At 68.2% G+C, this 19,208-nt stretch carries 14 protein-coding genes; 13 read left to right on the forward strand and 1 reads right to left on the reverse strand.

What is annotated here, in order from left to right; translation table 11 throughout:
* Positions 1-340: 340 nt before the first annotated feature.
* From AC07PR_RS08140 to AC07PR_RS08155, 4 genes are all read left to right on the forward strand, one after another.
* Positions 341-2,194, forward strand: coding sequence for an O-linked N-acetylglucosamine transferase, SPINDLY family protein (locus tag AC07PR_RS08140; RefSeq protein WP_495134977.1), 1,854 nt, complete (start codon positions 341-343; stop codon positions 2,192-2,194).
* A gap of 19 nt (positions 2,195-2,213) precedes the next feature.
* Positions 2,214-4,601 (forward strand): type I secretion system permease/ATPase, encoded by a 2,388-nt coding sequence (locus AC07PR_RS08145; RefSeq protein ID WP_377153379.1) that lies wholly within the window; start codon positions 2,214-2,216, stop codon positions 4,599-4,601.
* Positions 4,602-4,637: 36 nt separating this feature from the next.
* A complete protein-coding gene (locus AC07PR_RS08150) occupies positions 4,638-5,846 on the forward strand; it encodes an HlyD family type I secretion periplasmic adaptor subunit (protein WP_377153381.1) in 1,209 nt (402 codons plus the stop codon).
* A gap of 104 nt (positions 5,847-5,950) precedes the next feature.
* Complete coding sequence (locus AC07PR_RS08155; RefSeq protein WP_495134978.1) at positions 5,951-7,369, forward strand: TolC family protein; 1,419 nt, start codon at positions 5,951-5,953, stop codon at positions 7,367-7,369.
* Between the two features lie 67 nt (positions 7,370-7,436).
* Here the strand turns inward: AC07PR_RS08155 and AC07PR_RS08160 are convergent, their stop codons facing one another.
* Positions 7,437-8,393, reverse strand: a complete 957-nt coding sequence (locus tag AC07PR_RS08160) for a PEP-CTERM sorting domain-containing protein (protein ID WP_495134979.1) — start codon at positions 8,391-8,393, stop codon at positions 7,437-7,439.
* Positions 8,394-8,754: 361 nt separating this feature from the next.
* On the opposite strand from AC07PR_RS08160, the gene AC07PR_RS08165 reads away from it, so the two are divergent.
* From AC07PR_RS08165 to AC07PR_RS08205, 9 genes are all read left to right on the forward strand, one after another.
* Positions 8,755-9,636, forward strand: coding sequence for a ThiF family adenylyltransferase (locus tag AC07PR_RS08165; RefSeq protein WP_495134980.1), 882 nt, complete (start codon positions 8,755-8,757; stop codon positions 9,634-9,636).
* A 231-nt stretch (positions 9,637-9,867) separates the two neighbouring features.
* Positions 9,868-10,506, forward strand: coding sequence for an XrtA/PEP-CTERM system exopolysaccharide export protein (locus AC07PR_RS08170; protein WP_377153390.1), 639 nt, complete (start codon positions 9,868-9,870; stop codon positions 10,504-10,506).
* A 151-nt stretch (positions 10,507-10,657) separates the two neighbouring features.
* A complete protein-coding gene (locus tag AC07PR_RS08175) occupies positions 10,658-12,250 on the forward strand; it encodes an XrtA system polysaccharide chain length determinant (RefSeq protein WP_377153392.1) in 1,593 nt (530 codons plus the stop codon).
* Between the two features lie 13 nt (positions 12,251-12,263).
* Positions 12,264-13,277, forward strand: a complete 1,014-nt coding sequence (locus AC07PR_RS08180; protein ID WP_495134981.1) for an XrtA-associated tyrosine autokinase — start codon at positions 12,264-12,266, stop codon at positions 13,275-13,277.
* A gap of 4 nt (positions 13,278-13,281) precedes the next feature.
* Entirely contained in the window at positions 13,282-14,871 is a 1,590-nt protein-coding gene (locus tag AC07PR_RS08185) for a TIGR03016 family PEP-CTERM system-associated outer membrane protein (protein ID WP_495134982.1), read from the forward strand.
* A 12-nt stretch (positions 14,872-14,883) separates the two neighbouring features.
* Positions 14,884-15,972, forward strand: coding sequence for an XrtA/PEP-CTERM system-associated ATPase (locus tag AC07PR_RS08190; protein ID WP_377153398.1), 1,089 nt, complete (start codon positions 14,884-14,886; stop codon positions 15,970-15,972).
* Entirely contained in the window at positions 15,969-16,826 is an 858-nt protein-coding gene (locus AC07PR_RS08195) for an XrtA system polysaccharide deacetylase (protein ID WP_483107085.1), read from the forward strand. The genes AC07PR_RS08190 and AC07PR_RS08195 overlap by 4 nt, the downstream gene beginning before the upstream one ends.
* The gene (locus AC07PR_RS08200; protein WP_495134983.1) at positions 16,823-17,941 is read left to right on the forward strand and encodes a FemAB family XrtA/PEP-CTERM system-associated protein; all 1,119 of its coding nucleotides are present in this window, start codon (positions 16,823-16,825) and stop codon (positions 17,939-17,941) included. Before AC07PR_RS08195 ends, AC07PR_RS08200 begins: the two co-directional genes overlap by 4 nt.
* Positions 17,942-17,950: 9 nt before the next feature.
* On the forward strand, positions 17,951-19,174 hold the full coding sequence (locus AC07PR_RS08205; RefSeq protein WP_377153405.1) for a TIGR03087 family PEP-CTERM/XrtA system glycosyltransferase: 1,224 nt from the start codon (positions 17,951-17,953) through the stop codon (positions 19,172-19,174).
* Positions 19,175-19,208 lie beyond the last annotated feature (34 nt).

Consider the following 19,208-nt stretch of genomic DNA (forward strand, 5'->3'; position numbering starts at 1 on the left):
GATCGCGAGACGATTGTGGAAGTCGGCCATGTAACAAGAAGCTCGAATAAGGCGGTGACGGGGGCCTCAAATCGTGCTCAAGTTCTCACTCCGGCGGCCGATAAAGGGCTGAATGGGCGGGTCGCCGGTGTCCGCGGCGCGCCCAGGGCGGAGGTCCCAGGCGGGGAAATGGGTGGTCGGCACCGTCCATTTGCCGGGATGCTTCCGGGAACGCACGGACACAATCCCGTACAGGCGGCCCATGGGCCCGAGCCGGCACGTCCGGCCGTGCCCGCCGGATCGCTCCACCGTGCCCCGAAAGCCCGATCACATGGACATCGCCCACCCCAGCATGCCGAACTTGAGCGTTCCCGCCCCGCTGGCCCAGGAATGGGAGCAGTTGCTGACCCGTGCCCGCGAGGGCTCGCTCCCGCTGCCGGAGCTGATGGACCGCGGCAATTTCTTCCAGGGCCAGAATCTTGGCGATGCCGCCGCCCATCTCTATGAGACGTGGCTCGCGCAGGAGGGCCCGCCGCCCGCCGCGCGTCTGGTGGCGCTGTACAACTGGGGCACCGTGCTGGGCAACATCCAGCAGCACGAACGCGCCGAGCAGGTCTATCGCCAGGCGCTGGCGATCAGCCCGACCTTCGCCCAGGCCCGTCTGAATCTCGGTCATCAGCTGGAGCACCTCGGGCGTGTCGACGAGGCCCTCGGCGCCTGGCGCGAGGTGTACGAAGGCGCCGGCCCGATGGAGGCCCTCGGTGCCGACCAGACCGGCCTGCGCACGCACGCCCTGAACAACGCGGCCCGGCTGCTCGAAGTGCAGCGTCGCTACGACGAATCGGAAGCGTTGATGGTGCGCAGCCTTACGCTCAACCCCGAGCAGACGGACGTGATGCAGCATTACGTGCACATCCGCCAGAAGCAGTGCAAGTGGCCGGTTTACGAGCCGTTCGGCGAAGTTACGCACAACAAGCTGCTCATTGCGACCTCGTTGCTGGCGACGCTGAGCGCCACCGACGATCCCGCCCTGCAGATGGGCGCCGCGCAGCGCTTTGTCCACGAGAAGGTGACGAAGCAGAAGGAGGCGCTCTGGCGCCATCCTGTTTCCGTGGCCGCGCGCCAGCAGGGGAAGCTCAAGATCGGCTACCTGTCCGGCGACCTCTGCATGCACGCCGTCGGCCTGCTGACCGCCGAGCTGTACGAACTGCACGACCGCGAGAAGTTCGAGATCCATGCCTTCGACTGGAGCCGCGACGACGGCACCGCGCTGCGCAAGCGGATCCTGATGTCCATGGACAAGGTCTGGCGCCTGAACGCGATGGACGATGCCACGGCCGCCAAGCTGATCGCGCAGGCGGGGATCGACGTACTGGTCGACCTGCAGGGCCTGACCAGCGGCGCGCGCCCCAACATCCTGGCCCATCGGCCGGCGCCGGTGCAGGTCAGCTACCTGGGCCTGCCGGCGACCTCGCTGCTGCCCGGCGTGGACTGGATCCTGGCGGATCGCTTCACGATGCCGGCCGAATACCTGCCGTACTGCAGCGAAAAGCCCATTTACCTGCCACATTGCTACCAGGTCAGCGACCGCAAGCGCGAGATCGGGGCGACCCCCACGCGCGCCCAGTACGAGCTGCCCGAGGACGCCTTCGTCTTCTGCTCGTTCAACAACAACCACAAGATGAACGCCGAGGTGTTCGGCGCCTGGATGCGCATCCTGCAGGGCGTGCCGAACTCGGTGCTGTGGCTGCTGGCGGACAACGAGTGGGCCAAGGCCAACCTGCGGCGCGAGGCCGAGTCCGCAGGCGTCGATCCATCGCGGCTGATCTTCGCCCCGCGCGTGGCGCCGCCCGACTACCTGGCGCGCTTCCAGCTGCCGGACCTGGTGCTGGACACCTTCCCGTACAACGCCGGCACGACCGCCAGCGACTGCCTGTGGATGGGCACCCCGATCCTGACCCGCTCCGGCCGCAGCTACATCTCCCGCATGTGCGGCAGCCTGCTGACGGCGGTGGGCCTGCCGGACCTGATCACCTTCTCGGTCGAGGAATACGTCCAGCGCGCCATCCAGATCGGCCTCAATCCTGGCCGTGCGAAGTCCTACAAGCGCTACCTGCGGGACGAAGGGCACAACAGCGCACTTTTCGACATGCCGGCGATCGTTCGTGACATCGAGCGCGAATTCGAGCAATTGGCCCTCGCGCATCGAGGCTGAAACTGAAAAGATTTGATCAATGAACCGGCCGCACGACCCCTTCTTCGACGGTGACCAGCGCGCCCGCGGCCCCGGCCTGCGCCTGGCCGCGGAAGATGGTCAGCGTGCGCCCGGCATCCCGGACGCGCCGCACGACCCGCTCGCGGACCTGGCGCAGCAGCCGGCCGTCGATCCGCTGCTGCAGTGCCTGTCCTGGCTGACGCAGCATCATGGCCGTGCCCGGTCGGTCGAATCGCTGCGTGCCGGCGCGCCCGTCGAAGGCGCGCTCAGCCCCGATCAGGCCATCCGCCTGATGCGCGAAGCCGGCTACAACGCCGGCCTGCTCCGCAAGGGCATCGAGGAAATCAACCAGCTGCTGCTGCCCGCGGTGCTGCTGCTCAACGGCGGCGACGCCTGCGTGCTGGTGCGTCGCCTGGACGACGACGGTTCGGGCGCGGTCCGCTACGAGGTCGTGTTCCCCGGCCCCGAGGCCGCCAGCTGCGTCGCCCCGGCCTCGGAGCTGGACCAGGAGTACAGCGGCTTCATCCTCGCGATCGCTCCCCAGGAGGTCTCGCAGGCCAAGCCGATCGCCGGCGCGAAAGACGACACCCCGCTGCTGCAGGCCGATTCGCACTGGCTGTTCGGCACGCTGAAACGCTTCATCCCGTACTACCGGTCGGCGATGCTCGCCGCGCTGCTGAGCAACGTGCTGATGATGGTGTCGGGCCTGGTGACCTCGGTCATCTACGACAAGGTCATCCCGCACCAGGCTTTCGTCACGCTGTGGACGCTGGCCGTCGGCGCCGGCCTGGCGCTGGTCTTCGACCTCTTCGCGCGCCAGCTGCGGGCTCACCTGATCGACCTCGCCGGCCGCAAGACCGACCTGATCGTCGGCGCCAAGCTGTTCCGCCAGACGCTGGGCGTGCGGATGGAGCACCGCCCCGCATCGGCCGGCTCCTACGCGCATTACTTGGCGCAGGTGGAAGTCGTCCGCGACTTCTTCACCTCGGCCACGATGTCGGTGCTGACGGACCTGCCGTTCGTGGTGCTCTTCGTCGCGATGACCTTCATCATCGGCGGCCCGCTGGGCTGGGTGCTGATGGCGGCGATCCCGCTGATGCTGCTGATGAGCTTCGGCATCCAGGGCTACCTGCGTCGTGCGATGCGCACCAACATGACCGAGGCGGCCGACCTGCACGGCACGCTGGTCGAGGCGCTGGAAGGCCTCGAGGACCTCAAGACCACCGGTGCCGAAGGCCGCTTCCTGCGCCGTTACGAGCACAGTACCGCCATCGTCGCCGAGTCCGCGCTCAAGGCCCGCACGATGGCGAGCTGGAGCATGAACATCTCGATGACCATGCAGCAGGCGATCAACCTCGTGATGCTGGTCTGGGGCGTCTACCTGATCAACGAGAGCGTCATCAGCGCCGGTGCGCTGATCGGCGCGGTCATGTTCGCCGGCCGCGCCACGGTGCCGCTGAACAGCCTCGTGAGCCTGGCGACCCGGTACCAGGGCGCCCGCGCGGCGATGCTGTCGCTGAACTCGGTGATGAGCGCGCCGGTGGAGCGCGACTCCACCCGCAACTACGTCCCGCTGAACCAGATCACCGGCCGCATCGGCCTGAACGACATCGGCTTCTCGTACCCGGCGCAAGGCGACGCGCAGTCGCCCAAGGTACTGCGCAACGTCACCATGCGCGTGCAACCCGGCGAGCGACTCGCGATCCTGGGCCGCATCGGCAGCGGCAAGTCGACGGTGCTGCGCATGCTGGCCGGTCTGTACCAGCCGACCGAGGGCCACGTCGAGATCGACGGCATCGACCTGCGTCAGGTCGACCCAGCGGAATTCCGCAGCAAGGTCGGTTTCGTGTCGCAGGAGCCGCGGCTGTTCCACGGCACGTTGCGCGACAACGTCCTGATGGGCCGCCACGTCGATGCGCAGCGGCTCGTCGAGGTCGCCAAGCTCACCGGCCTGGACCGTGTCGTCGCCGGTCACCCGATGGGCTGGGACCTGCCGGTGGGCGAGATGGGCTCGCTGCTGTCCGGCGGCCAGCGCCAGCTGGTGGCGCTGGCGCGCAGTCTCGTCACCAAACCGCAGATCCTGCTGATGGACGAGCCGACCAGTTCGATGGACGCGCAGTCCGAGATCGCCTTCCTCCGTCAGCTGCGCGACGCCGCCGGCGACTGCACGCTGATCATGGTCACGCACCGTCCGGCGGTGTTGGAACTCGTGTCGCGCATCGTTGTCGTCGATACCGGTCGCCTCGTCATGGACGGTCCGCGCGACCAGGTCCTGGCGGCGCTCTCCGGCGCCCGCCCGCCCGGCCAGCCGCAGCAGCAGCAACCGCAACCGGGCCAGCAGCCGCAAGCCGCGCCCGTTCACGTCCATCCGGCCGCGCAGGCGGTGAACCGCGCCGCGTCGGTGTGATGGCCGTCCGACGTCCGATCTGAAGAAGTCCGCCCCATGTCGCAGTCCCGCACCCTCAGCCGCGAAGAAGGCCTGTTCGTCGGCAGCGTCCAGTCGGCGCTGATCGACGAGCCGCTGCCGCGCGCCGTCTGGGCGCTCTACCTGATGGCGGCGGTGCTGCTGGTGGGGCTGGCCTGGTCGTCGATCGCGACGGTCGACGAGGTCACCCGCAGCGACGCGCGCATCGTGCCGGATGGCAAGGAACAGGTGATCGCCAGCCTGGAGTCCGGCACGCTGGGCAAGCTGCTGGTCCATGAAGGCGAGGAAGTCGAGGCTGGCGAGGCCTTGGCCGAACTTGATCCGACCCGCGCCGAGGCCGCCGAGAACGAGAGCCAGGCCAAGCGTCTGGGTCTGATGGCGCAGGTCTCCCGCCTGCGCGCCGAGGCGCTGGGCGTGCCGCTGAAGTTCCCCGACGAGGTCAAGGGCGTGCAGCGCCTGGTCGACAGCGAGACCGAGGTCTTCGACACCCGCCGCCGCGTCCTCGAGGAGGCGACCGCCAGCATCAACCGCAGCATCGGGCTGCTCGCCACCGAGCAGAAGATGGCGCAGGACATGGCGTCCAAGGGCCTGATGTCCAACGTCGAGGTGATGCGCGTCACCCGCCAGGTCAACGAGCTGCAGCAGCAGCGCAACGAGCGCATCAGCCGCTTCCGCCAGGACTCGAGTTCCGAACTGTCGAAGGCGCAGACCGACCTCGCGCAGTTGGACGAACAGCTCGTCGTGCGCCGTGACGCGGTCACGCGCTCGGTGCTGAAGTCGCCGGTCAAGGGCCTGGTCAAGAACATCAAGATGAACACGGTGGGCGGCGTCGTCACGTCCGGCACGCCGATCATGGAGATCGTCCCGATCGGCCCGCGCATCCTGATCGAGGCGCGCATCAAGCCCAAGGACATCGGCTACATCCAGGTCGGGCAGACGGCCATCGTCAAGCTCAACGGCTACGACTTCAACGTCAACGGCGGCCTGCACGGCAAGATCGAGTACGTCAGCCCCGACGCGCTCGGCGAGACCGAGAAGAACAACGAAGGCACCTACTACCGCGTGCTCATCACGGCCGAGCGCAACACGCTGCGCGCCAAGGGCGAGCCGCTGCCGGTGATCCCCGGCATGACGGCGATGGTGGACATCCGCACCGGCGAGCGCTCGGTCCTGAGCTATCTGCTGCGGCCGATGCTGAAGTCCAAGGAAGCGCTGCGAGAGCGCTGAGTCAGGGCTGAAACAGTCCGGTTGCGCGCCGCTTATCGGCGCTTCGATTTCCCGCTGGAATGGTCCAGTAGAGGCATGGGAAATTGCTTGCAGTACGCGTGACCATGACCGACACCACCCGTCGCCGCAGCCTGCGGCGCGCCTCGATCTCCTCCTTCCGATTGAGCGCCGGCGCGACCGTCGTCCTGACGGCGCTCTGCGTGTTCAGCGCGTCCGCCTGGGCGCAGGATCCGCCGCCCAGCCGCTGCTCGGACGAGCGCACGCTGCCGCCCGCGCAGCTGTCCGCCAAGGACACGGCGCTGCTGGATGTCGGCGACTCCGATCCGCGCGCCCAGTTGCAGGACCTCGTCAACCGCTCGCTCAACCGCAGCAAGGCGCTGGGCGCGACCCGGCTGCTCACGCTGGCGGCCGAGGCCGACTTCGAGGAAGCCAAGTCGCAGCGACTGCCGACGGTGACGATGGGCATCACGGCCGGTCACACCGGCACCGTCGTGCCGGGCAACGGTTCGATCGACAACTCCAGCGGCCTCCAGGGGCGCGGCTCGTTGAGCGTGACCGCGCCGATCTACGACTCCGGCCGCATCACCAAGCTCACCGAGTGGCGCTCGCAGCTGCTCGAGGCCGCGCGCTACGGCCAGTCGAGCGCCGAGGAGCAGGTCGCCCTCCAGACCGTGTCGCTGGCGCTGGATCGCGGGCGCTATCAATTGCAGGCGCAGGTCTACAGCCAGTACGTGCGCAAGATGTCCTGCCTGGTCGAGGCCCTGGAGATCATCACCAAGGCCGACCGAGGCCGCGCCAGCGAACTCGTGCAGGCGCAGAAGAGTCTGCAGCAGGCCGACCTGTCGTATGAGCAGACGACCTCGGCGCTGCGTCAGACCGAGGTGAGGCTGAAGCGCTTCGTCGGCGACGATCTGCCGCGCGGCGCGGCCATGAGTTCCGTGCTGGCACGCCTGCCCGATCTCAACGAGATGCTGGCCGACGTGATGGTGTCGCCCGACGTGTCGGCGGCCGCGGCGCAGGCTCAGGCGCAGCGCAGCTACGCGGAATCGGTGCGCGCCGGGCAGCAGCCCAGCGTGAGCCTGCTGGTCAGCGGGAATTCGACGATCGGCCAGGCGCGGCAGACCGACTGGATCGGCGGCGTCACGGTCAACATCCCGATCGTGCAGCCGGGCGCCGACTCGGCGCTGACCTCGGCGCGGCGACGCGCGCAGGCGGCCTCGCTGCAGCGTGACGAGACGATCGAGGCCAAGCGCTATCGCGTGCAGGAGATGTACGAGGCCGCGTCCTCGTCGCTCGACCGTTCGCGTCGGCTGGTCGACATCCTGCGCAGCAGCGAGCGCGTCCGCGGCTTCACGCTGCAGCAGTGGCAACAGCTCGGCAAGCGCTCGCTGTTCGATGTGATGGCGGCGGAGGGCGACTACTACTCGAACCGCATCGCGCACGTGAACGCGCTCTACGACGCGCAGCAGGTCGTGGCGATCATCTGGTCGCAAGGGCGCGGCGTGGTGACGCCGCTGCGTTGAGCAGGAAAGAGAATCGGAAACGGAAAAGCCGCCCCGAGGGGCGGCTTTCGCATTCAGCCGAGGCTGATTACTTGCGCAGGGCGCGGCGGCGTTGGGCGAAGCCCACGCCCGCCAGGGCCAGGCCGACCAGGGCCAGCGTGCCAGGTTCCGGCACGTTGATGACCAGCGAGCCGTCCAGGGTCGACTGACGGATCAGGCCGCCGCCGGAGTTCCACAGTTGGTCCGGGGTCGGGATCGGGGGATCGACGTTGGTGTCGAGCACCCAGCTCACCGAGATGCTGTTGTTCAGCCAGTTGCTGTACAGCGAGCCCAGGCCTTCGCCGGAGTTGAAGAAGTTCTGGATGAAGGTGTCGCCGCCAGCGTAGCTGTAGTCGACATAGCCCTTGACATTCAGGTTGGTCAGCTGGATGTCCGAACCCGTGACGATCAGGCGCAGAACTTCCTTGCCGTTGTTCGGATCCGTCGCAGCGCTCTGATAGAACACGCTGAAGACGCCGCTGGTGTAGGACACGTAGTCCGACACGCCGTCGCCGGTGGAGTCCACGGTCGTACCCACGATCTGGTACGAGTAGGTCAGGCCCCACGCGCCGCCCAGGCCGCCGACGTTGCCGAAGCCGTAGGCCGGGAAGCCCACGCCGCCGACGAAGCCGTTCAGGTCGGTCGGGTTGACCGGGTTGTTCAGCGAATCGATGTTGGTCTGCGCCGGCGCGTTCGGGTAGTTGAACGAAGCGGAGCCGCCCGACAGCGTGGTGTGCGTGCCGGCCGAGAAGCCGTACGAATTCATCACCGACGGGATGTTGGTGTCGATCACCGTGGTGCCGGGGGTGGCCGGCGAGCCCAGATAGATCGAGGTCGCCAGGGTGCCGCTGTAACCCAGCTGGTCGAACACCGTGGTGTTGGTCGAGCCGTTGGGCTCGGGATTGAAGTCCTGCCCGGTGTTGATGTACAGCGGTGCTGCCATCGCCGGCAACGTCGCGGCTGCCAGCGTCATCGCTGCCAGTGCGAGCTTTGCTTGCTTGAACATGTGTCTCTCCTTGAGGATGCGTCTTGCCAGAAGCACGTTAGGAAGCGGCACGTGCCGGCTTCTTGGCGGACATCAAAGCGACAACCGTGCCAGCGAACTTTCATCGTTTTAAATCAACGACTTAACATTCTGATGCGGGAATCTTCGACGGGTCCTGTCAAGTTTTTCGACAGCGGTCTGGCCCGCATATCGGGGGGTGTCGAGGGGGGGAGGGAGCCGCCGGCCGTCCGTTGCCCGAGGGCCGGCGCGGGCGCTTTTCAGCGTTTTGCCGTCATGGCGCGAGCGCATACTCCTCGCCTGCGCTGTGCGAACCGATTTCGCGTGGTCTGGCGGCGGCGCGATTCGAATAAAGGGAGACCCCATGACGCGAGACACTCCTTCCGGTTTCGTCTTCGATTACGACCGCGCGTTCTCGCGCAATATCGGCTGGGTCACGAAGGACGAACAGCAGCGTTTGCGCCGGGCGCGCGTGGCAGTGGCTGGATTGGGCGGCGTCGGCGGTGCGCATGTGCTGGCGCTGTCGCGCCTGGGGATCGCCAATTTCAATATCGCCGACTTCGATGAATTCGACGTCCACAACATGAATCGCCAGGCGGCGGCATTCATGTCGTCGATGGGCCGCCCCAAGATCGACGTGGTCGCGGAAATGGCCCGCGACATCAATCCGGAAAGCGACCTCCGTCTTTTCCGCGAGGGCGTCACCGACGCCAACCTCGACGAGTTCCTGAAAGGGGTTGACGTGTATGTCGACAGCCTGGACTTCTTCGTCCTCGAGGTGCGCCGCAAGGTTTTCCGCCGCTGTCGCGAGCTGGGCATTCCCGCGATGACCGCCGCGCCTCTGGGCATGGGCACCGCGTTCCTGTACTTCAGCCCGACCGGGATGAGTTTCGAGGACTATTTCCAGGTCGAAGGCCGCGACCACGAGGATCAATATGCGCGCTTCATCGCCGGGGTATCGCCGGCGATGCTCAGCCGCCAGTATCTGGTCGCGCCCGAGGCGGTGAATTTCAAGGAGAAGCGCGGGCCCTCCACCGGCATGGCCTGCGAGTTGTGCGCGGGGCTGATGGGCACCAGCGTGCTGAAGCTGCTGCTGAATCGCGGCGCTTTGCGCGCCGCGCCGTGGGGCATGCATTTCGACGCCTATCGCGGCCGGCTCAAGCACACCTGGCGGCCCTGGGGAAATGCCCATCCGCTGCAGCGCCTGCTGATTGCGCTGATCAAGCCGGTGCTGCGCGGGAAATAGCGACTGACGCTTCCCGCTTGCGGGTTTTCCATGACGCTGTCATGAGGTTTTCCGCGGGGATTTCGAAGCGGCTTCACGCCGAGTTGTTTCGGGGGTGTATCCGGACGGTTCCCCGGGGCGGATCCGCTAGCACGGAAATCGCTCACGTCAGGGAGGGATCGCCCTCAGTCCAGGGGGTTCCACACCCGTGCGCGCTGAGGTGCAATCCGGTCAGCTTCCAGAGGGGTGGACATGGTGAAGAACACTGGATTGAAGATCGCTTCCGTCAAGGCGGCACACGCCGCGTTGCTGGCCGCCGCCGCGGCGCTCGCCGGCTGCTCGACCACCGGCAACCTGCCGCCCGCGCCGGTCGCCGCCTCGCAGGCGGACTACAGCTACGTCGTCGGTGCCGGCGACCAGCTCAACATCATCGTGTGGCGCAACCCGGAGCTGTCGCTGACGGTGCCGGTCCGGCCCGACGGCAAGATCGCCGCCCCGCTGATCGATGAGCTGCAGGTGCAGGGCAAGAACTCGGTCGAGGTCGCCCGCGACATCGAGAAGCAGCTCGGCAAGTACGTGCGCGATCCGGTGGTGACCGTGATCGTGACCAGCTTCGTCGGCCCGTACAGCGAGCAGATCCGCGTCGTCGGCGAAGCCGCCAAGCCGATGTTCCTGCCCTACAAGCAGAAGATGACGCTGCTGGACGTGATGATCGCCGTTGGCGGCCTGACCGACTTCGCCGCCGGCAACTCCGCCTCCATCCTGCGGACCGCCGAGGGCAACAAGCAGTACTCCGTGCGCCTCAAGGACCTGATCCGTCGCGGCGACGTGTCCGCCAACGTCGAGATGCGTCCCGGCGACATCCTGATCATTCCGCAGAGCTTCTTCTGACCGTCGCCCGGACGGCCGCGCGCGCGGCCCTCCGGGTCGCCGGGGTCGGCCAGGGGGCGTGCCCCGGATCGTTTCCCGCATTTCCCGCAGTATCGGCCCGCCCCGAACCGGGCCCCGCCGGCGCTCCCGCCGGTGCAACCGAGATCGCCGCATGGATTCCCTCATCGCGCAACTGATGGCCGTGTTCAAGCGGATGTGGCGCTACCGCTGGCCGGGCCTGATCGCGTCGTGGCTGGCCGCCATCGCCGCGGCCGTCGTTGTGTTCGTGGTGCCCGACCGCTACGAGGCCAGCGCGCGCGTCTACGTCGATACGCAGTCGATCCTCAAGCCGCTGATGTCCGGCATGGCCGTGCTGTCCAACACCGAGCAGCAGGTCAACATGCTCAGCCGCACGCTGATCAGCCGCCCCAACGTCGAGAAGCTGGTGCGCATGGCCGATCTGGACCTGAAGGCCACCAGCAAGTCCGACCAGGAAGCGCTCATCGACCGCGTCACCCGCAACCTGTCGATCCAGACCGCCGGCAACTCGGCCAACAACCTGTACCTGCTGTCCTACCGCGATTCGTCGCCGGAGACGTCGAAGAAGGTCGTGGCCTCGCTGCTGTCGATCTTCATGGAGTCCAGCCTGGGGGCCAACCGCAAGGACAGCACGACCGCAGCGACCTTCCTGAACGAGCAGATCAAGACCTACGAGACCAAGCTGGAGGAGGCCGAGGCGCGCCGCAAGGAATTCCGCCTGCGCAACCTGCAGCTGACGCAGGCCGACGGCAAGGATGCCGCCGCGCGCCTGGCGGAGGCCAGCAACCAGCTCGAGGCCGCCCGCCTGCAACTGCGCGAGGCCGTCAACGCCCGCGACGCCGCGCGCCAGCAGATCGAGGCCGAGCGCAAGCGCAGCCAGCCCGGCACCAGCCTGCAGAGTCTGATGCAGGAGAGCGCGCAGAAGTTCGCGACGCCCGAGCTGGACAACCGCATCGTCGAGCTCAAGCGCAACCTGGACCAGCTGCAGCAGCGCTACACCGACGCGCACCCGGACATCGTCAACGTCAAGCGCCAGATCCGCGATCTGGAAGAGCAGCGCCGCAAGGAAGTCGCCGACCTGCAGAAGGCCGCGCTGGCCAATCCGGTGCCGACCGGCGGCCCCAACGACAGCCTGGCCAACCAGGAGCTGGCCCGCATCCTGGCGGCCAAGGAAGTCGAGGTCGCGCAGATCCGCGCCCGCGTCGACGAGTACGGCTCGCGCTACGCCTCCGCGCAAGGCTCGATCAAGCTGGCGCCCCAACTGGAGGCGGAGTTCTCGCAGCTGAACCGCGACTACGACATCATCAAGAAGAACTACCAGGAGATGGTCGAGCGCCGCGAGTCGGCCTCGCTGTCGACCGACCTGGACAACACCTCGGGCGTCGCCGATTTCCGCATCATCGACCCGCCGCGCGCGTCGCCCAAGCCGGTGTCGCCGAACCGCCTGATGCTGCTGGCCGCCGGTCTGGTGGTGGCGGCGCTGGCCGGCCTGGTCACGGCCTTCGCCGCCAGCCAGATCCGTCCGGTCTTCCACGACCTCAACGAGCTGCGCCACCGCCTGGAGCTGCCGATCCTGGGCGCCGTGTCGCGCCAGGAGACGCGCGAGGACCGGCGTCGCCAGAAGGTGGACCTGCTGCGTTTCGGCGTCGCGTCGGGCAGCCTGGTCAGCCTGTACGCGGTCGGCCTGATCGGCATGGCCATCTGGATCAGCCGCCAGGCCGGGTGAGGGGAGCTTTCGCATGACGAGCCTGATCGAACAAGCCGCCGCGCGGCTGGAACAACTGAAGCAGGCCGGCGTCGACGTCGGCCTGGCCACGGCGGCCGCACCGGCGACCGTGCCCGCGACCTCGTCGCCGGCGCCTCACGTGGCGCCCGCGGTCGCACCGGCGGTGCTGCCGGCTGCCGCGCCGGCGGTGATCCGCGCCCCTGGCGACGCGACCTCCAAGCGCGTCGACCTGGACCTCGAGGCGCTCGCCGCCCAGGGCTTCCTGACGCCGAACGCGCCGCGCACCGTGATGGCGGACCAGTACCGCAACATCAAGCGCCCGCTGATCCGCAACGCGATGAACAAGGGCGCCTCGTCGCTCAATCACGCCAACCTGATCATGGTGACCAGCGCGCTGCCCGGCGAGGGCAAGAGCTTCACCTCGCTGAACCTGGCCATGTCGATCGCGGCCGAGTTCGACTCCACCGTGATGCTGGTCGACGCCGACGTCGCCCGCCCGTCGATGCTGCGCATGCTGGGCCTGCCGCCCGGCCCCGGCCTGCTCGACGTGCTGGAGAAGGAGGCCGACATGGCCAGCGTCCTGCTCAAGACCAACGTCGACAAGCTGACGCTGCTGCCCAGCGGCCGCCCGCATGCGCGCGCCACGGAACTGCTGGCCAGCGATGCGATGACCGCGCTGCTGGACGACATGGCCAAGCGCTATCCGGACCGGATCATCATCTTCGACAGCCCGCCGCTGCTGCTGACCACCGAGTCCCGGGTGCTGGCCACGCACATGGGCCAGATCGTCATCGTCGTGCAGGCCGAGCGCACGCCGCAGAGCGCCGTGCAGCAGGCGGTCGCTGCGATCGAGCACTGCCCGCTGAAGATGCTGCTGCTCAACCAGGCCAGCAACAAGCGCAGCAGCGGCTACGGCTATGGGTACGGCTATGGCTACGGCTACGGTTATGGGTACGGCAGCGCGGATGGGCAGGGCCATGCGCCGGACGCCGCGCCCAGCACGGCCGCCGGCCCGGATCGGGCCTGACACGATGACGCGGGCCAACGACCTCCGCCGCCGGCCGCTGTCCCCGGTCCGTGTCGCCTGTCTGGCGGCGATGGGTCTGGCCGCGGTCCTGGCGCAGACGCCGGCCGCCGCCCAGGATGACGGCACCAGCGCCGCGGGCACGCGCAAGGGCATCGCGTTCACGCCGCGCGTCAGCGTCTCCGAGACCTGGACCGACAACCTGGCGCTGTCGCCCGACAACTCGCGCGATCGCGCGTTCATCACGACGGTGTCGCCCGGTCTGACCATCTCCAGCACCACCGGCGCGATCCGCGGCAGCTTCGACTACACGCTCGACGGCATCGTCTACACGAAGAGCGACCGCGACGCGCGGCTGCAGAACCAGCTGAGCACCCGCGTCACGGCGGAACTGGTGCAGTCGGCGCTGTTCGTCGACGTCACCGGCAACATCAGCCAGCAGACGGTCTCGGCCTTCGGACAGCAGTCGCCGGACGGCACGCTGGACAACCCCAATCGCACGGAGACGCGCACGCTGCAGGTCTCGCCGTACTGGCGCGGCCGGCTGGGCAGCTTCGCGGGCTTCGAGCTGAGGGCGATGGGCCAGATGCGCGATTCCAGCGAGGGCGGCACCGGTGCCGCCGGCGGCAGCGGCAACAGCAAGGAAGGCGCGTTGTCGCTGAACCTGTTCGGTCCCGCCGGCCGCGAACTCAACTGGGGTCTGAACACGTCGACGTCGCGCATGCACTTCGAGCAGACCGGCATCGACTACCGCACCACCAGCGTGATCGCGTCGCTGAACTGGGTGCCCGACGTCGACTGGGGCGTCGGCCTCACCGGCGGTCGCGAGCGCAGCGACTACTTCGGACCCGAGACGACCTCCGTCTACGGCGCCAACCTGCGCTGGTCGCCGGGCCCGCGGACCAAGTTCGCCGCCGACTGGCAGCACCACAGCTACGGCAACAGCCACAACCTGAGCTTCGAGCACCGCATGGCGCAGTTCTCGGTGCGGGCCAACAGCAGCCAGAGCGTCAGCACCGGCGAGACGCCGACCCAGGCGACCAACTACCAGCTGCTGGATCTGCAGTTCGGCAGCCTGGAGCCCGATCCGGTCAAGCGCGACGCCTTCGTCCGCGGGCTGCTGGCCGCGCTGGGCCTGGACCCGAATTCGTTCAGCGGCGCCGGCTTCCTGAGCAACACCGCGTCGCTGCAGCGTCGCAGCGACCTGTCGCTGATCTGGACCGGACCGCGCATGACGGTCACGCTCAGCGGCAATGACAACAACAGCCGCCGCCTCATCAACTCGCCGCTGGGCGTGGGCAGCGGCGACCTGTCGCTGACGGACCGCGTGCGCCAGCGCGGCGCGACGGTGTCGGTGGGCTATCGGCTCACTCCGCTGGCCAACGCCAACGTCAGCTACTCGCGGCAGAACTCGCGCGGCGACGGCGGCGTGGGCGGCAACGACATGCGCACGCTGACCGCCAACGCCACCTACCGGCTGGGCCCGCGCACCGACGCGGCCTTCGGCCTGCGTCAGACCAGGTTCGACGACACCAGCCTGTTCGCCACCAGCTATCAGGAACACGCGATCTACGCATCGCTGACCCAGCGCTTTTAAGCAGTCACCGACATGTACGAGGCCTTCTACGGGCTGGCCAGCAAGCCGTTCCAGCTCAGTCCCGACCCCAGCTTCTACTTCGGCAGCAAGCAGCATCGCCGCGCCAAGGCCTACCTCGACTACGGGGTGCTGCGCAGCGACGGCTTCATCGTCATCACCGGCGAGATCGGCGCCGGCAAGACGACGCTGGTGCGCGGGCTGCTGGACAGCCTGAACCGCAGCAACGTCGTCATCGGCAACATCGTCACGACGCAGCTGGACGCCGAGGACACGCTGCGCCTGGTCGGCGCCGCCTTCGGCGTGCGGGTCAAGGACCTGCCCAAGAGCGAAGTGCTGATGGCGCTGGAGGCCTTCTTCGTCAGCGAGGCCAGCCGCGGCAAGCGCTGCCTGCTGATCGTCGACGAGGCGCAGAACCTCACCGCGCGCGCGGTCGAGGAACTGCGCATGCTGTCCAACTTCCAGTTCGGCAACCAGTCGCTGGTGCAGACCTTCCTGGTCGGGCAGCCGGAGTTCCGCGGCATCCTGCAGCGGCCCGAGATGGAGCAGTTCCGCCAGCGCATCGCGGCGAGCTGCCACATCGGTCCGCTCGACGAGGAAGACACGCAGCGCTACATCGAGCACCGGCTCAAGTGCGCCGGCGCCGCCGACAAGCCCAGCTTCGACGCCGACGCCTTCACCGCGCTGCACCGCGCCAGCCACGGCATTCCGCGCCGCATCAACACGCTGTGCGACCGGTTGCTGCTGCTGGGCTTCATGCACGAGAACCCGCACCTGACCGCGGCCGACGTGGAAGAGGTCGTGCAGGACCTGTCCGCCGAGTCGGCGTCCGCGCCGGCGCCGGCGGTGCATGGGTCCGAGATCAACGGCCATGCGTCCGAGGGCGACCTCGCGGTCGACCTGGACCTGACGCGGCTGCGTTCGCGCGTGGCCGGCGGCGGGCTGAACGGAGAACTCGGCGCGTTGGCCGACGGACTCGCGGGCCTGAACCTGGACGGCCAGGAGACGCGCCTGCAGCGCATCGAGGACAGCCTGATGCGCCTGGAACGGATCAACCAGCAGACGCTGGCGCTGCTGCAGAAACTCGTGGGAGCGATGCGATGAACAAGATCCGCAACGCGATGAGCATCGACGTCGAGGACTACTTCCAGGTCTCCGCCTTCGCGCCCTACATCGCCCGTGGCGAGTGGGACGCGCGCGAGTGCCGCGTCGAGCGCAACATCGCGCGCATCCTCGATCTGCTGGACGCCAAGAGCGTCAAGGCCACCTTCTTCACGCTGGGCTGGATCGCGCAGCGTTATCCGCAGATCGTGCGCGAGATCGTCGCGCGCGGGCATGAACTGGCGAGCCACGGCTTCGGCCACGAGCGCGCCAGCGACCTGGACCGCGCCGCCTTCCTGAAGGACGTCGGCGACGCCAAGGCGCTGCTCGAGGACCTGGGCGGCGTCGAGGTCAAGGGCTACCGTGCGCCCAGCTTCTCGATCGGCAAGGATAACCTCTGGGCCTTCGACGTGCTGGCCGAGTGCGGCTACCGCTACAGCTCCAGCGTCTATCCCATCGAACATGACCACTACGGCATGCCCGATTCGCCGCGCTTCGCCTACGAGGTGCGCCCGGGCCTGATCGAGGTGCCGGTGACGACGCTGCGCTGGCGCGGCAAGAACTATCCGAGCAGCGGCGGCGGCTGGTTCCGGCTGCTGCCCTACGGCGTGTCGCGCTGGATGATCGAGCGCTTCAACCGCATCGAAGGCCGCAGCGCGGTCTTCTACTTCCACCCGTGGGAGATCGATCCGGAACAGCCACGCATCCCCGGCATCGACGCGAAGACGCGCTTCCGCCATTACGTCAACATCGGCCGCACCGAGTCGCGCATCGAGCAACTGCTGGGCGACTTCGCCTGGGCGCGGATGGACGAGATCTTCCTGCCGCAGGCCGGCACGGACCGGCTGGCGGCATGAGCGCGGCGGCACCGTCGATCCCGGGCGTCGCCACGGACGTGGCCGCGCCGACCGCCGTCGGCGCGGCCGCGGCGGGCCAGCTCGAGGTCCGTCAACTCGACATCGCGGACAGCGCGACCGCGCGGCGCTGGGACGAGTTCGTCCGCGGTTGCGCCACCGCCACCTTCTTTCACCTGTCCGGCTGGCAACGCATCATCAGCCGTCAGTTCAAGCACCGGTGCTTCTTCCTCTACGCCGAGCGCGACGGCCGCATCGAAGGCGTGCTGCCGTTGGCCCAGGTCAAGAGCCGCCTGTTCGGCCATGCGCTGGTGAGCCTGCCCTTCGCCGTCTACGGCGGCGTGGCGGCGGACAGCCTGGAGGCGGCCGACCATCTGGAGCAGATGGCGCAAAGCCTGTGCAAGAGCCTGGATCCGGACCACCTGGAGTTCCGCAACGTCCAGCGCCGTCACGAGGACTGGCCGCACCAGGACCTCTACGTGACCTTCCGCAAGGAGATCCTCGAGGACGAGGAAGCCAACATGCTGGCCATCCCGCGCAAGCAGCGCGCCATGGTCCGCAAGGGCATCAAGAACGAATTGAAGGCGGAGATCGACCGCGACGTGTCGCGTTTCTTCGCGCTCTACGCGGACAACGTCCATCGTCACGGCACGCCCGCGATGCCCAAGCGCTACTTCCAGGCGCTGCTGGACGAATTCGGCGACGCCGCCGAGGTGCTGATCGTCAGCAGCCCGCAGGGCCAGCCGCTCTCCGGCGTGCTGAGCTTCTACTTCCGCGACGAGGTGCTGCCGTACTACGCCGGCGATGCGGTCGCCGCGCGCGACCTGGCCGCCAACGACTTCAAGTACTGGGAGCTGATGCGTCGCGCCTGCGCCCGCGGGCTCAAGGTCTTCGACTACGGCCGCAGCAAGCAGGGCACCGGCAGCTATTCGTTCAAGAAGAACTGGGGCTTCGAGCCGACGCCGCTGCACTACGAGTACTGCCTGTACCGGCGTGACAGCGTGCCGCAGAACAACCCCAGCAACGCCAAGTACCAGCTCATGATCAAGGCCTGGCGCAAGCTGCCGATCGCCGTCGCCAACTGGCTCGGTCCGCACATCGTGCGCAGCCTGGGCTGAGGACGACGCATGGCCAACATCCTCTACCTGGTCCACCGGCTGCCGTACCCGCCCAACAAGGGCGACAAGCTGCGCTCGTACCACCTGCTCAAGCACCTGACCGCGCATCACAAGGTCTGGCTGGGCACCTTCGTCGACGACGCCGAGGACTGGGCCCACGTGCCCGCGCTGCAGGCGCAGTGCGAGCAGCTCTTCGCCGCCGACCTCAACCCGCTGCTGGCGCGTGTGGCCAGCCTGCGCGGCCTGGCGACCGGCGAGGCGCTGAGCCTGCCGTACTACCGCCACCGCGCGATGCGTGACTGGATCGCGCAGATCGCCAAGACGCAGCGCTTCGACGCGATCGTCGTGTTCTCGTCGACGATGGCGCAGTACGCCGAGCAGCTGCGGGCCGTCGCCGGCCCGGTGCCGATGCTGATCGACTTCGTCGACGTGGACTCGGCCAAGTGGACCGACTACGCCAAGGCCAACCGCTGGCCGATGTCGTGGCTGTACCGGCGCGAGGGCCGCGAACTGCTGGCCTACGAGCGCCGCGTCGCGGAACAGGCCCGCTGCTCGTTCTTCGTCACCGAGGGCGAGAAGGCGCTGTTCCAGCGCCTGTCCGCGACCGGCGCGCCGGTCGAGGCGCTGGGCAACGGCGTCGACAGCGGCTACTTCGCCCCGCTGCCGCAGCAGGCGAATCCCTTCGCGGCGGACGAGCTGCCGCTGGTCTTCACCGGCGCGATGGACTACTGGCCCAACGTCGATGCGGTGCAGTGGTTCGCGGCCGAGGTGCTGCCGCAGCTGCGCCAACGCTGGCCGACGTTGCGCTTCACCATCGTCGGCCGCGCGCCGACGCCCGCGGTGCTGGCGCTGGCGGGCGACGCGGTGCGCGTGACCGGCACGGTGCCCGATGTGCGGCCCTACCTGCAGCACGCGGCGGCTGTCGTCGCGCCGCTGCGCCTGGCGCGCGGCGTGCAGAACAAGATCCTCGAGGCGATGGCCGTGGGCCGGCCCGTCGTGGCGGCGCGCAGCTGCGTCGAGGCGCTGGGCGCCGACGGCGTGCTCGCCGGCCAGGACCTGCTCTCGGCCGACAGCGCCGCCGACTACCTCGAACTGGTCCACGCGCTGCTCAGCGCGCCCACCCGCGCGCAGGCGATCGGCCAGCAGGCGCGCGAACGCGTCCTGCGCCAGTTCAGCTGGCAGGCGCACCTGGCCAAGCTGGACGGGTATCTGCCGCAAGGACAAGCGGCATGAGCGCGCGCAGGGCCGCCCCAAGCAAGCTCAGCGT

The organism is Roseateles sp. GW821-FHT09H11 (genome assembly GCF_059415845.1).

Bases quoted from the DNA above. Each gene is read 5' to 3' on its own strand.
- AC07PR_RS08145 (WP_377153379.1), top strand. From the start codon at position 2,214: ATGAACCGGCCGCACGACCCCTTCTTCGACGGTGACCAGCGCGCCCGC.
- AC07PR_RS08190 (WP_377153398.1), top strand. From the start codon at position 14,884: ATGTACGAGGCCTTCTACGGGCTGGCCAGCAAGCCGTTCCAGCTCAGT.
- AC07PR_RS08195 (WP_483107085.1), top strand. From the start codon at position 15,969: ATGAACAAGATCCGCAACGCGATGAGCATCGACGTCGAGGACTACTTC.
- AC07PR_RS08175 (WP_377153392.1), top strand. From the start codon at position 10,658: ATGGATTCCCTCATCGCGCAACTGATGGCCGTGTTCAAGCGGATGTGG.
- AC07PR_RS08180 (WP_495134981.1), top strand. From the start codon at position 12,264: ATGACGAGCCTGATCGAACAAGCCGCCGCGCGGCTGGAACAACTGAAG.
- AC07PR_RS08150 (WP_377153381.1), top strand. From the start codon at position 4,638: ATGTCGCAGTCCCGCACCCTCAGCCGCGAAGAAGGCCTGTTCGTCGGC.
- AC07PR_RS08170 (WP_377153390.1), top strand. From the start codon at position 9,868: ATGGTGAAGAACACTGGATTGAAGATCGCTTCCGTCAAGGCGGCACAC.
- AC07PR_RS08155 (WP_495134978.1), top strand. From the start codon at position 5,951: ATGACCGACACCACCCGTCGCCGCAGCCTGCGGCGCGCCTCGATCTCC.
- AC07PR_RS08185 (WP_495134982.1), top strand. From the start codon at position 13,282: ATGACGCGGGCCAACGACCTCCGCCGCCGGCCGCTGTCCCCGGTCCGT.
- AC07PR_RS08160 (WP_495134979.1), bottom strand. From the start codon at position 8,393: ATGTTCAAGCAAGCAAAGCTCGCACTGGCAGCGATGACGCTGGCAGCC.
- AC07PR_RS08165 (WP_495134980.1), top strand. From the start codon at position 8,755: ATGACGCGAGACACTCCTTCCGGTTTCGTCTTCGATTACGACCGCGCG.
- AC07PR_RS08205 (WP_377153405.1), top strand. From the start codon at position 17,951: ATGGCCAACATCCTCTACCTGGTCCACCGGCTGCCGTACCCGCCCAAC.
- AC07PR_RS08200 (WP_495134983.1), top strand. From the start codon at position 16,823: ATGAGCGCGGCGGCACCGTCGATCCCGGGCGTCGCCACGGACGTGGCC.